Origin of the sequence: Aliiroseovarius marinus (genome assembly GCF_050881025.1) — a bacterium.
In the GTDB taxonomy this organism is placed as follows: domain Bacteria; phylum Pseudomonadota; class Alphaproteobacteria; order Rhodobacterales; family Rhodobacteraceae; genus Aliiroseovarius; species Aliiroseovarius marinus_A.
The window spans coordinates 978,168-990,946 of sequence record NZ_JBNNXQ010000001.1 but is presented as its reverse complement, the minus strand read 5'-3'; the positions used below and the strand labels follow the sequence as shown (position 1 = coordinate 990,946).

Here is a 12,779-nt window from a genome sequence, read left to right as displayed (position 1 = left end):
CTAGGTCACCCTTGTCAGAAGGGGCATTTCGCCTTGAAGGTCAGCCCTTTTCCGCCATCCGGGTGGCGCAAGCGCAGACTTTCGGCATGCAGCATCAGGCGCGGGGCATTCAATGCGTCGCCCGTTGCATAGAAGGGATCGCCCAGAATGGGATGGCCCAGTTCCAACATGTGAACGCGCAGCTGATGGCTGCGCCCGGTCTGGGGGAATAGACGCATACGGGTCGCGTTCTCTTCGCGTTTCACAACCTTCCAGTCCGTCACCGCTGGTTTGCCGTTCTCATGATCCACATGCTGTTTCGGGCGGTTTGGCCAGTCGACGATCAGAGGCAGGTCCACTGTGCCCTCTTTGCCCTCAACCTGCCCATAGACCCGGGCGACATAGGTCTTCTTCACCTGCCGTTTCTCGAACTGCAGGCCAAGGTGGCGTTGGGCGTGGGGGGTCATCGCAAAGACCATCACGCCCGAGGTGTCCCGGTCCAACCGGTGAACCAAAAGAGCGTCGGGAAACACCGCCTGAATACGGGCAACCAAGCAATCAGCCAGATGCTCGCCCTTGCCGGGCACCGACAGCAAGCCCGAAGGCTTGTCGACCAGCAACAGCTCGTGGTCCTGATGCAGGATCACCAGCGGGTCATTGGGTGGATTATATTCAGACGACATAGGCGCGGGATAGCCGCTTGCCCCGTGCGCTGCAAGTCACCGCTTGCGACGCATCTGGCGCAGCATCGAAGAGGTATAGACAATCAGCGCCAGCCAGATCAGCGGAAAGGCGATCAACTTGGCACCTCCGAAGGGCTCACGGAAAATGAACACGGCGACCATGAAGATCATCGTGGGGGCGATATATTGCAGGATACCAATCGTCGACAGACGCAGCAACTTGGCGCCGTTGGCATAGATCATCAATGGCACCGCTGTGACCAACCCACACCCCATCAAAAGCGCTGTGTCCCAAGCGCCAGTAAAAAGATGCCCCTGGCCCGTTGACCCGAGCCAAATCACGTAAGCCAAAGCGGGTGGTGTCAGGATCAGCACCTCAAGCAGGAACCCCTGATTAGGACCGATGGGAAGGGATTTCTTGAAAAAGGCATAAAAGCCCCACGTCAGCATCAGGCTAAGTGCAACCAGCGGCAAACGCCCGGTATCGACGGTCAGAATAACAACCGCGATCCCTGCCAGCATCACGGCAACCCATTGCGCGCGGGTCAGTTTCTCGCCCAGTAGAACAGCCGCCAACACAATCGAGAAAAGCGGGTTGATGTAATATCCCAGCGCGGCCTCAACCGTCTGTTCCGCTGAGATCGCCCAGATATAGATGCCCCAGTTCATCGAAATCAGCGTTGCGGTGAGCAGCGCGAGCATCAGGTTGCGCGGATGGGTCAGGATCGCGCGCAGGTCCCGTGTGCGTCCAGTGGCGATCAAAACGGCACCTGCAACCGGGACAGACCAGATCACACGATGGGCCAGAACCTCGGTCGGGGGAATGTGGACCAAGGCTTTCAGGTAAATCGGCAGAAAGCCCCACAGCACATAGGCCGTGATCGCAAAGGCCAAGCCATGCGGTGTGTCCACGTTTTCCGGTTTTGTCTGTGCTGTCATCGCGCTTTCCTCACCCAGCCTTTATGCAGGCACAGGCGGATATTGGATAGGGTGATTTCCTTGAAGCGAAATATCATCGCGCGTGATGTTTCAAAGCCCCAGCCGATCTGCCTTGACCTGCTGCCAAGCGGCGCGATCTAAGCGATAGCATTTCCACGGCAACACACTACCTGACAGGTCCAGCTTTTCGTCACTGGTGAACACCGCACCGATCTTCGCTGTCGCCTTTTGTGAACGAATATTATCAGGCGCAATGTGAAACCTGACTCGGTCGAAATGCGCAAAGGCATGATCCAGCATCAACTGTTTCATGCGCAGGTTCACCGCGCCGCCCCAATAGCGGTGGTTCAGGAAGGTGAAGCCAATCCCGATGTCGTCTGGCGCGTCCGGACCGACATAATAACGCGAACATCCAATCACTTGACCGGACGGCTTGTCGATCACGATCAGCGTGCCACCCGCCGCCAGCAACATGTCGAAATAGGGATCGAACACGGCCCGCTGATACCGATCTTTCGAGGGATGACCAGCCCAAGTCTCTGCGTCACTGGCTGCGAGGAACAGCGCGTCGCGGTCTTCTTCCCGCAACCCGCGCAGGCGCAGCGTGTTTCCTTCTAACTCGGGCTGATCGTTGAACGTCATACCTTCACTCGTTCCGATTTCGGGTCATACATGGGTTTTAGCGAGGCCTCCGCCTTCACGCGCGTACCCGCCACGTCGATCTCATAGCTCGAGGACAGGACATCCGCGGCGCTCTCACCCTTACACGGCACATAGCCCAAGCCCATGGCAGCCCCTAGATGGTGGCCGTAAGAACCGGAGCTCAGATAACCCACGATCTCGCCATCACGAATGACGGGTTCGTTGTGGTAAAGCAGCGGCTCGGGATCGGTCAGCTTGAACTGGACCATGCGGTTTTCCAGCCCGCTTTCCTTCTTGGCCAGAACAGCGTCGCGGCCAATGAAGTCCGGCTTGTCAGTCTTGACGGCAAAGCCCAGTCCAGCTTCCAACACGTGATCCTCGCAGGTGATGTCGTGGCCGAAATGGCGAAAGCCCTTTTCGATCCGGCAGCTGTCCATCATGTGCATGCCGCAAAGCTTCAGGCCCATGTCTTGCCCGGCGTCAAACAGTGTCTCGAACACGTGTCCGGCCATGTCGCTTGATGCATAGATCTCCCACCCCAATTCGCCCACATAGGTTACGCGGTGGGCGCGGGCCAGGCCCATGCCGATCTCGATTTCCTGCGCGGTGCCGAAGGGGTTGGAGACATTGGTGAAGTCGTTCGGGCTGACTTTTTCGAGCAGTTTACGGGCGTTGGGGCCCATCACGGCCAAGACGCCTTCGCCTGCGGTCACATCGGTGATCACCACGCGGAAATCGCCCACATGGCGCTGCATCCACGTCTGGTCGGCCAGACGAGTGGCGGCGGGGGTGACGACCAGATAGGCGGTTTCGGATAGGCGGGTGACGGTCACGTCAGCCTCGATCCCGCCGCGACGGTTCAGGAATTGGGTGTAGACGATCTTACCGTTGGGCACGGAATAATCGCCTCCGCCCACATAGTTCATGAATGCCTCGGAATCCGGCCCTTCGACCCTAATCTTGCCGAAAGAGGACATATCGTACATGCCGACATTCTCGCGGATCGCCTTGTGTTCGGCGGCAGCGTTACCGAACCAGTTGGGGCGGCCCCATGTGTATTCGTATTCGGCTTTCTGACCGTCATTCGCGAACCAGTTGGCGCGTTCCCAACCGGCAAGCTCGCCAAACACGGCGCCCTGTTCCTTCAGATGGTGATGGAAGGGCGTGCGACGTACGCCGCGTGCGGTGGCCTTTTGGCGGAAGGGAAAGTGGTCGGCATAGAGCAGGCCCAGCGTTTCCTTGGAGCGTTCGAACAGATAGTGTTTGTTGCCCTGGAACGGCTGCATCCGGCTGATGTCCACGTCGCCCAGATCGAAGGGCTTGTCGCCGTCCTCCATCCACTGCGCCAGCGCCATGCCCGCGCCACCTGCCGACTGAATGCCGATCGAGTTGAAGCCCGCCGCGACCCAAACATTGTCCATCTCGGGCGCTAGACCAAGATGATAGGCGTCATCTGGCGTGAAGCTTTCAGGGCCGTTGAAGAAGGTGTGGATGCCAGCCTCGGCCAGCATCGGCATACGATTGCAGGCGTTTTCTAGGATGGGTTCGAAATGGTCGAAATCCTCGGGCAGTTGGTCGAACTCGAACGTGTCGGCGATGCCGTTCATGCCCCACGGCTTGGCGTTCGGCTCAAACGCGCCGAGCAGCATTTTGCCCGCGTCCTCCTTATAGTACGCACATTCATCCGGCACGCGCAGCACCGGCATTTGAGTCAGATTGGGGATCGCCTCGGTCACGATGTAGAAATGCTCGCAGGCATGAAGCGGGACGTTGACGCCTGCCATGCGACCAACCTCATGCCCCCACATGCCCGCGCAGTTCACGATCATATCGCAGGCAATGTGACCCTGCTCCGAGCCATCATCCGAGGCCCAGTCCACGCCCGTCACCTTGCGCCCATCGCGCTTGATGCCGGTAACCTTGGTGCGTTCTTTCACCAAAGCGCCGCGCTGACGTGCACCTTTGGCCAAGGCCAGCGCGATGTTGGCGGGATCACCCTGCCCGTCTTTGGGCAGCCACACGCCGCCGACAACGCCGTCGATGTTCAGATGCTCATATCGCGACAGGGCTTCTTTGGCGGTGATCTCTTCAACATCGACACCAAAGGCGCGGGCCATAGCGGCCTGACGGGCCAGTTCTTCCATACGTTCATCGGTCAATGCGACACTGATCGAGCCCACACGTTTGAACCCCGTGGCGACACCCGTTTCAGTCTCTAACTCGCCGTAAAGCTCTTGCGAGTATTTGGCGAGCTTGGTCATGTTCGCGGTCGCGCGCAGCTGGGCGATCAACCCGGCGGCATGCCACGTGGTGCCCGATGTCAGCTGTTTCCGTTCCAGAAGCACCACATCTTTCCAGCCGAGCTTGGTCAGATGATAGGCGACAGAACAGCCAATAACGCCACCACCGATGATGACAACGCGGGCTTGTGTGGGCAGAGACATGACATCACTCCTTGCTGGATTCGGATCAAAGGTGGCACGAGACGCCACGGCCAAACATCGTATTTCCGACAAAAGTGCCGGAAATCAGCTATTGTAAGCTGGCATAATTCCACTCTTGCGCAGTGACATGGGGGTCACGCCGAAATGGCGGCGAAAGAGCGACGAAAACCCGTTCGGAAAGCCACAGGCCAATCCCACATCCCGCACACTCATCGCGGTTTTCAGAAGCAATGTGTTGGCGTGGTTCAGGCGCAGTTCCCGGTAGTACGCGTTCGGCGTGGTATGGAAATGCGCGCGGAAATGGCGTTCCAGAGACCGTTCCGAGATGCCCAAAAGCGCGACCAGTTCGGAAATGCGCAGCGGCTCTTCCAAATTGGCCTGCATCAACTCGACACATTGGTCCAACGCCCGGTTCCCCGTCAAAGAAAGCTGCTTTCCACCAAAGGGTTGAAGCGTCGAAAAGGTCCGAATTTTCTCGTGCAGCATAATGTCGGCCACCGTCGCAACCGAGGCCGCGGACAGGTGGCTGCCTAACAGCGCCAACACAAGATCATGGGTCGAACCCATCCCGGCCGAGGTTATGATCCGCCCATCATCAGCGACCAGCGCATAAGATCCCACCCCCGGCGTGCCGCGTTCGTTCAACACCGCGCGGTTTTCCCAATGCGTGGTATGGCTCATCGTTTGTTCGCCGGTCTCGGCAATGTGCCGGCTGGCAGCTTCGGATAACAAGATCACGCGCGCGCCAGCCCATTGATAGGCTTTGATTTCTTTTTGCAGCGACAGTTCTTTCGCGTCTGGGTTTGAATTGCCCAGAACAAAGACATAGTCGGCTGATGGTTTGGGACGGAACGGCTGGGTCGCCACGTCAATCCCGGCACGGCAACTGACAGCCCCACCATGGCGTGACAGGTTTTTCCAACGAAACACCTCGCGCGCGGTGACGCGGTTGGCAATGCGCAGAAGTTCAAGAATGGCAGACAACTCGGTCAGGACAAAACCGTCCGACATCAGGATATCGACCTGAATGGGATGTTGGATTATGTCCTTCATCGTCTGTTCCCTCCCTGTTTGTGTGCCCCGCGCAACTTGGCACGCGCGGGGCAGTTTTTCATGCGATCAGGCGCGCAGTCTTTCGTTCGCGGGATCCCACAGAGGCTGGTCCTCCTGCACCACGGCTTTGAACTTTTCGCCGTAGATTTCGATCTCAAGCTCGGTGCCGGGTTTTGCCAGTTCAGAGCGAACCATGCCCAACGCGATCGACTTGTTCACGCGATGACCCCACCCGCCCGAGGTGGTTTCGCCCACGATTTCGTCGCCCGACCAGATGCAGGACATATAGGGTGCATCGGCTTCGCCAGCCTCGACCGTCAGGGTGACGAAGGACTTCTTCACGCCCTGCTGCATCTCGTTCTGGATTGCGGCCTTGCCTGGGAAGTCCTGCGGCTTGTCCAGCTTGACGAAACGGCCAAGCCCACCTTCCAGCAGCGAATAATCCGTCGACAGATCACCCTTCCATGCGCGATAGCCTTTCTCCAAGCGCAAGGAGTTCAGCGCGTACATGCCAAACGGCTTGGCGCCGCCGTCCACGATCTCGTCATAGATCGCGGGCATGTCGTCGTTCAGCGCGTGGACCTCCCAGCCAAGTTCGCCTGCGAAGGACACGCGCACCAGGTGCGCGGGTTTGCCCGCCACGGTGGCCGCCTGATGGGTCAGCCAGCCAAGGCTGAGGTCCGCATCCGACAGACCTGCTAGCAGATCGCGCGATTTGGGTCCGGTTACGATCAGCGTGTCGCGAGTTGTGGTGACGTCCTCAACTGTGACGGTGGCAGGCATTGCGCGCATCAGGATGTCGCGGTCGTGCCACTGCGCCGTCGCGGCGGTGATCATGACAAAGTCGTCTTCTCCCAGACGCATGCACGACATCTCGGTCAGGATGCGGCCACGGTTGTCGGCGATATAGACCAGATTGATGCGTCCGATCTTGGGCAGGCCACCGGTTACCAGACCGCGCAACGCTTCGGCCGCACCGTCGCCTTTGACAACAAAGCGCGAGAAGCCCGGCAGGTCCAGAACACCCACGCCATCCCGCACGGCTTCACATTCTTCCTTGATGCGTTGCTCCCACGGACCCGAACGGCCCCAAGTGTGCGTTGCTTCCAACGATGTATCGTCGCCGTCTTGGGCGAACCAGTTGGCGCGTTCCCAACCGTTATAGGCACCCATGACGCCACCGGCAGCGATCACGCGGTCATGTACAGGCGACAGTTTCTTGTCGCGGGCGGCAGGCCATTCATGATGGGGGAAATGCATGGCGTATTCGTTGCCATAGACCTCCATGCCCTTCTGATCGCAATAGTCCTGATCGGTGTAGTCTGTATAGCGGCGCGGATCGACTGCCCACATGTCCCACTCGGTCGCGCCATCGACGATCCATTCCGCCATGACCTTGCCGGCACCACCGCCTTGGGCGATACCGAAGGTAAACACACAAGCCTCGAACGCGTTTTCAACGCCGGGCATCGGACCCATCAGTGGCAAGCCATCGGGGGCGTAGGGGATCGGGCCGTTGATCACACTGGACACGCCCGAGGTCTCCATCAGCGGCACGCGGGCCATGGCGTCGACCACGATATCTTCGATCCGGTCCAGATCTTCCTGCCACAGCTGGAAGCTGAAATCCTCGGGCATTTTGTCGTCGCCCAACCAGTGGGCCTTACAATTCGGCTCGTAGGGGCCAAGGTTATAGCCGTGCTTTTCCTGACGCAGATAGTACGACACATCCACGTCGCGGATCAGGGGCAGCTTGCCGCCATGTTCCTTGGACCACGCCTCGATTTCGGGGATCTGTTCGGTCAGCAAATACTGGTGCTCCATCACCATCATCGGCACAGTGCGTCCGCCGTAAGGCTTGAACATTTCGCCCACGCGCTGGGCGTAGTAACCCGCAGCGTTGACCACATAGTCACATTCGATATCGCCCTTTTCGGTGTGGACGATCCATGTCTTGTCTTCTTTCTGGGTGACGCCGGTCGCAGGCGTGAAGCGCAGGATTTTCTGGCCCATGTCGCGCGCGCCTTTGGCCAGCGCTTGGGTGACCTGAGCCGGGTCGATGTCGCCATCGCTGGGGTCCCAAAGTACGCCAGCCAGATCGTGGGTTTCAAGAAAGGGGTATTTTTCCTTCGCCTGCTCGGGCGTCCAGATTTCCATCTCGATGCCCTGATAACGGCCCATGGAGCAAGCGCGTTCAAACTCCTGCATGCGTTCCTTGGTATGGGCCAGCCGGATCGAGCCGGTCTGGTGATAGTTCATCGGATAATCGACCTCTTCACCCAGCCGCGCATAGAGCTCGGTCGAATAGCGCTGCATATTCATGATGGCCCAGCTGGTCGAGAATGTGGGCACATTGCCCGCAGCATGCCAGGTCGACCCGGCCGTCAGCTCGTTCTTTTCCAGAAGCACGCAATCGGTCCAGCCCTTCAGGCCAAGGTGATACAGCGTCGAGGCGCCGACAACACCGCCGCCGATGATGACGACGCGTGCTTTGGTGGGGAAATCGGACATTCTGGGTCTCCTGTTGGTCAATTCCATGCCAGCCGAGCGGCAAGTGCTCCGAAGATCACGGCGGACAGTTTGTTCATGATGTGAGTGGATTTGCGGACCTTGTCGGCGGCCAGACCGGCAAAGATACCGATCAGCCCGTCGGCAATGAAACCGCCAATTGCGAAGATGATCCCAAGGATCAGGATCTGCTGCCATTCCGGGCCGACGCGCGGGTCCACGAATTGCGGCAGGAAGGCGATGATGAACAGGATCACTTTGGGGTTCAGCAAATTGGTCACAAGGCCGCGGCGAAACGCGCGCCAAAGGTCCGCGCGTCCCCTGCGCGTATCTGGCGACCCGTCAGAGCGCCAACTGTGCCACGCCAGCCATGCCAGATAGGCGGCGCCCCCATATCGGATTGCGTCCAATGCGAAGGGTGATGCCGCAATCAAAAGGGCAAGACCAGCCGCCGCAAGGACGACCTGACAAGCCACGCCCAAAATGATGCCAGCCGTTGCGGCGAGACCTGCTTTTGGGCCTCCGGCAATCCCGCTTGCGATGATGAACATCATGTCTGCGCCGGGCGTCAGATACAGCAGGATCGATGCCCCGACAAAGGTGAAGATGGTCCATGGATCCATCAGGAAAAACGTCTCTAACATGGCCTAACCCTTCTGTGGCAGACCATCAGCGATCTGATAGTAGTCACCTTTGTCTGCTGTGAAGATATGCTTTTCCAACGACAGCCCTGTGGGTCCGTCCACTGCGCCCAAGGCAAAGCTGATCGTGTCTTCGTCATGGGCTTTCCAGAACAAGAACGACCCACACGTCGGGCAGGACCCGCGCTTGGCTGAATCGCTGGCCGCGTACCAGGAAACGGTCCCGTTGATGGTCAGATCCGCTTCTGAAACAAAGGCAGAGGACCAGATGCCACCCGATTGCTTGCGGCACTGGCTGCAATGACACATCGAGGCACCTTCCGGTGTCGCGTCGGTCGAAAACGTTATGGCGCCGCACAGGCAGCTTCCTTTGATCATCGTCGCCTCCTTAGTAGACCGGCGGCGCGATCACCCAGATCGCAACGGCCGGTTCGTCATAGGGGTTCGCCCAGTCATAGGTCTCGTGCTTGATGCGGAAACTGTCGCCGGTTTGAACGGTGAAACTGCGCCCGCCAATGGTCAGGTCCAGCTTGCCTGAGACCATGTAACCGACCTCTTGCGTAGGACGGCTGGCAGGGGTTTGCATCTTGGAATTTGGCTCAAAGGTTGAGTGCACCATTTCGAAATCGTCGGTCAGGTCGGGGGAAAGAAGCTCTTCCCGCAACCCCTCATGGCTTGCGCCCATCGGACGGCGATTGCCAGCCCGCACGATCCGCCCCTGTTCCCCGGCAGGCGAGGACTTGTGAGCGAAGAGCAGCGACATGGGCACGCCCAACGCCTCGGCAATCGCGCGCAGGTCGGAAATCGAGGGTTCGGATTTGTCACGCTCGACTTGGCTTAGCCACCCAATGGAGCGCCCCAAGGCATCCGCCAAATCCGAGATCGTCATGCCACGCGATTTGCGCAAGGCCCGCAGGTCAGCCCCCAGACTGGTCCGGTGCAGGTGCTGTGGATCGCTGTGTAGCATGTGACCTCCGCATGAATGTTGTCGTGAAATTTTCACGCTTTTTTTCATGCTGAGGCAGAAAGGTGATTCGTGGCAAGCCTGATTGCGACAGGAAAGGTGTCGTGTTCAGGCTGTGATACGGGTCGAGTTTTGGGTTTCCGACAGAGAACAATCCTATCGGGCGAACGTATTCGACAGGATTTTCGCAAGCGCATCAGCGTCTTCCTGCGTGAAGGCCGCAGGCTGATCGCTGTCGATATCCAGCACGGCTATCAGCGCGCCATCGGCGTTCCAAACTGGCAAAACAATTTCAGATCGGGTCGAAGAGGCGCAGGCGATATGGCCGGGAAAGGCTTCCACATCGTCGACCAGCTGCACCTCGCCCGTGCGTGCCGCTGCGCCGCACACCCCGCGCGCGAACGGAATATGCAAACAGCCATGTCCACCCTGATAGGGTCCGATCTTCAGCACCTCTGGCGCGGTCACACGGTAAAACCCTGTCCAGTCGAAGCGATCATCCGCGTGATGTAGCTCGCAGGTGACGGTGGCCATCAGCGCGATCTCGTCTGTCTCGCCCTCGGTCAGGGAGGCGATGATCTGGGCGGTCTCAGAGTAGTTGATCTTCATCATGTCTTCCAAATGAAAAGGGCGCGGAAACCCGCGCCCTTGATCTTGCAGGTCCGTGTGACCTTACACACGTTCGATCGCAATGGCAGTACCTTCACCACCGCCGATGCAAATCGCAGCAACACCGCGTTTCAGGCCGCGTTTTTCCAGCGCATTCAGAAGCGTGACCATGATGCGCGTGCCCGAAGCTCCGATCGGGTGGCCCAGCGCACAGGCGCCGCCGTTCACGTTCACGATGTCGCGCGACAGGCCCATTTCATGCATGAAGGCCATAGGGACGACAGCGAAGGCCTCGTTCACTTCCCACAGGTCCACGTCATCTTTGGTCCAGCCCAGACGGTCCAGCAGTTTTTGCGCGGCAGGCACGGGGGCCGTGGTGAACAGGTTAGGTTCCTGCGCGTGGCTGGCATGGCCCAGAATGCGCGCGCGGATTTTCAGACCAGCAGCGTTTGCCGCATCTTCCGAGGCCACGACCAGCGCCGCAGCACCGTCCGAAATCGACGAGCTATTAGCGGGCGTCACCGTGCCATCTTTGCGGAAGGCGGGCTTCAGGGTCGGGATCTTGTCGGGGCGTGCGTTGCCGGGCTGTTCATCTTCGCCCACGACCACATCGCCCTTGCGGGTCTTGATGGTGACGGCGGCGATCTCGCCTTCAAACGCGCCGGATTTCTGAGCCTCAAGCGCGTTCGACAGCGACTTCAGCGCGTATTCGTCCTGAGCTTCGCGGGTGAACTGGAAGCTCTCGGCGCAATCCTCGGCAAAGGTGCCCATCAGGCGACCCTTATCATAGGCATCTTCCAAACCGTCCAGGAACATGTGGTCCACGACCGCGCCATGTCCAATCCGCGCTCCGCTGCGCATCTTGGGTAGGATATAGGGGGCCTCGGTCATGCTCTCCATGCCACCAGCAACCATGATGTCAGTGCCACCCAGCGCGACCTGATCATAAGCGATCATCGCGGTTTTCATGCCCGATCCGCACATCTTGTTCAGCGTGGTCGCGGGCACCTCTTTGCCCAGACCAGCTGCGAAACCAGCCTGGCGCGCAGGAGCCTGCCCTTGACCGGCAGGCAGAACACAACCCATCAAAAGTTCTTCGATTTGACTTGCCTCTGCCCCTGCATCTTCCAAAGCCGCCTTGATCGCTGCGCCACCAAGATCAGCAGCTGGAACGTTCGAAAACGCACCCTGAAAGCCACCCATCGGGGTGCGTGCCGCCCCTGCAATAACCACGTTCTTCATCATCGCCTCCAACATCTCTGAATTCCTCCAACCGCTTACCGAATGGTAAGGATCGCCGTCTAGAGTGTAGTTCTACTTACCGCCTGAAGGAGAAATGCCATGAAACTCACTCATACGGATGCCGCAGGGCTGCGCGTCATCACAGTTGCAGAAAGTCGAATTGACGCTGCCATTGCCATTGCGTTCAAAGACAAGATGCGCAGTTTGACCGACGAAGCACCGTCCCGTGTCATCGTGGACATGAGCCATGTCGATTTTGTTGATTCGAGCGGGCTTGGCGCGATTGTCGCATGCCTCAAACAAGTTCCGGATGGCACCAGCCTGGAGCTGGCGAGCCTGACCAACACCGTTGCGAAGGTCATGCGCCTGACACGTATGGATTCGGTCTTTACCATTCATGCGTCGGTCGAAGCCGCCACCGGGATCGACATTGCGAATGCATCCTGAACCGCTTTGCTTCATGGGAAGTGCAAAGGACTATCATATGGCAGATCCGCCTATTCGGAAACCAGAGCTGAACCTGATTTTTCCAAGCAACCCGGTTGCCGTTCGGCAAGCGCTTGGCAGTTCTTTGAATGGACTAAGACATCTTGGGCTGACGGTTGAAGAACGTGGTGTGGTTGAAATCGTGCTGGCCGAGGTTTTGAACAACATCGTCGAACACGCACATGCTGACCATGAAAATGGTGTCATTGAGCTGAAGGTTAACCGCGCTGGTGAAGATCTGATCTTCAAGGTGGTGGATGATGGTGTGCCTTTTCCAGGTGGGGATCTACCCGAGGGGAAACCCCACAATCTTGATGTGCAGCTTCAGGATCTGCCGGAAGGGGGGTTTGGCTGGTTCATGATCAAAGAGCTGACCCATCAGCTGAGCTATTTACGAGATGGCACACGAAATATTCTGAGCTTTCGCATCGCCCTAGAGAAAACGAAAATCGCGTAAGAGGGGTCGGAATGCAGCATCCGCTGGCTCCAACCCCTACAAATCGGCTGCCCCTTCCATGGCAGAGCGGGCAGCCCAAAACATCTGCGCGAGCCTGCCCCTGAGGTCTCTCAACCTCTAGGCGGCCCGCAC

General features: G+C 58.7%; 13 protein-coding genes. 2 read left to right on the top strand and 11 right to left on the bottom strand.

The features are described from left to right. Window positions 1-14: 14 nt before the first annotated feature. The 11 genes from ACRY08_RS04690 to ACRY08_RS04640 all read right to left on the bottom strand — a co-directional run bounded on the left by ACRY08_RS04690 (window position 15) and on the right by ACRY08_RS04640 (window position 11,704). The gene (locus ACRY08_RS04690) at window positions 15-662 is read right to left on the bottom strand and encodes an RluA family pseudouridine synthase (protein ID WP_432448687.1); all 648 of its coding nucleotides are present in this window, start codon (window positions 660-662) and stop codon (window positions 15-17) included. A 36-nt stretch (window positions 663-698) separates the two neighbouring features. Beyond that, window positions 699-1,601 (bottom strand): EamA family transporter RarD, encoded by a 903-nt coding sequence (gene rarD / locus ACRY08_RS04685; protein WP_432448686.1) that lies wholly within the window; start codon window positions 1,599-1,601, stop codon window positions 699-701. A gap of 90 nt (window positions 1,602-1,691) precedes the next feature. After that, window positions 1,692-2,243: a GNAT family N-acetyltransferase gene (locus ACRY08_RS04680; protein ID WP_432448685.1), complete on the bottom strand. Its 552-nt coding sequence runs from the start codon at window positions 2,241-2,243 to the stop codon at window positions 1,692-1,694. Continuing rightward, window positions 2,240-4,687 carry a GcvT family protein gene (locus ACRY08_RS04675; protein WP_432448684.1) on the bottom strand — a complete coding sequence of 816 codons (2,448 nt, stop codon included), beginning with the start codon at window positions 4,685-4,687 and terminating at the stop codon, window positions 2,240-2,242. The genes ACRY08_RS04680 and ACRY08_RS04675 overlap by 4 nt, the downstream gene beginning before the upstream one ends. An 84-nt stretch (window positions 4,688-4,771) precedes the next feature. Beyond that, a complete protein-coding gene (locus tag ACRY08_RS04670; RefSeq protein WP_432448683.1) occupies window positions 4,772-5,740 on the bottom strand; it encodes a GlxA family transcriptional regulator in 969 nt (322 codons plus the stop codon). Window positions 5,741-5,806: 66 nt separating this feature from the next. Then, a complete protein-coding gene (locus ACRY08_RS04665) occupies window positions 5,807-8,251 on the bottom strand; it encodes a GcvT family protein (protein ID WP_432448682.1) in 2,445 nt (814 codons plus the stop codon). Window positions 8,252-8,268: 17 nt separating this feature from the next. Further along, on the bottom strand, window positions 8,269-8,892 hold the full coding sequence (locus ACRY08_RS04660; protein ID WP_432448681.1) for a LysE family translocator: 624 nt from the start codon (window positions 8,890-8,892) through the stop codon (window positions 8,269-8,271). A gap of 3 nt (window positions 8,893-8,895) precedes the next feature. Further along, window positions 8,896-9,267, bottom strand: a complete 372-nt coding sequence (locus ACRY08_RS04655; RefSeq protein WP_432448680.1) for a GFA family protein — start codon at window positions 9,265-9,267, stop codon at window positions 8,896-8,898. A gap of 10 nt (window positions 9,268-9,277) precedes the next feature. Then, a complete protein-coding gene (locus ACRY08_RS04650) occupies window positions 9,278-9,856 on the bottom strand; it encodes a helix-turn-helix domain-containing protein (RefSeq protein WP_432448679.1) in 579 nt (192 codons plus the stop codon). Between the two features lie 153 nt (window positions 9,857-10,009). Further along, window positions 10,010-10,462, bottom strand: a complete 453-nt coding sequence (locus tag ACRY08_RS04645; RefSeq protein WP_432448852.1) for a GAF domain-containing protein — start codon at window positions 10,460-10,462, stop codon at window positions 10,010-10,012. Window positions 10,463-10,525: 63 nt separating this feature from the next. After that, on the bottom strand, window positions 10,526-11,704 hold the full coding sequence (locus tag ACRY08_RS04640) for a thiolase family protein (RefSeq protein WP_432448851.1): 1,179 nt from the start codon (window positions 11,702-11,704) through the stop codon (window positions 10,526-10,528). A gap of 99 nt (window positions 11,705-11,803) precedes the next feature. Between ACRY08_RS04640 and ACRY08_RS04635 the strand changes: the two genes are divergently transcribed. Both ACRY08_RS04635 and ACRY08_RS04630 read left to right on the top strand, forming a co-directional pair. After that, window positions 11,804-12,151 (top strand): STAS domain-containing protein, encoded by a 348-nt coding sequence (locus tag ACRY08_RS04635; protein ID WP_432448678.1) that lies wholly within the window; start codon window positions 11,804-11,806, stop codon window positions 12,149-12,151. A gap of 37 nt (window positions 12,152-12,188) precedes the next feature. Then, on the top strand, window positions 12,189-12,647 hold the full coding sequence (locus ACRY08_RS04630) for an ATP-binding protein (RefSeq protein WP_432448677.1): 459 nt from the start codon (window positions 12,189-12,191) through the stop codon (window positions 12,645-12,647). Window positions 12,648-12,779: the final 132 nt, after the last annotated feature.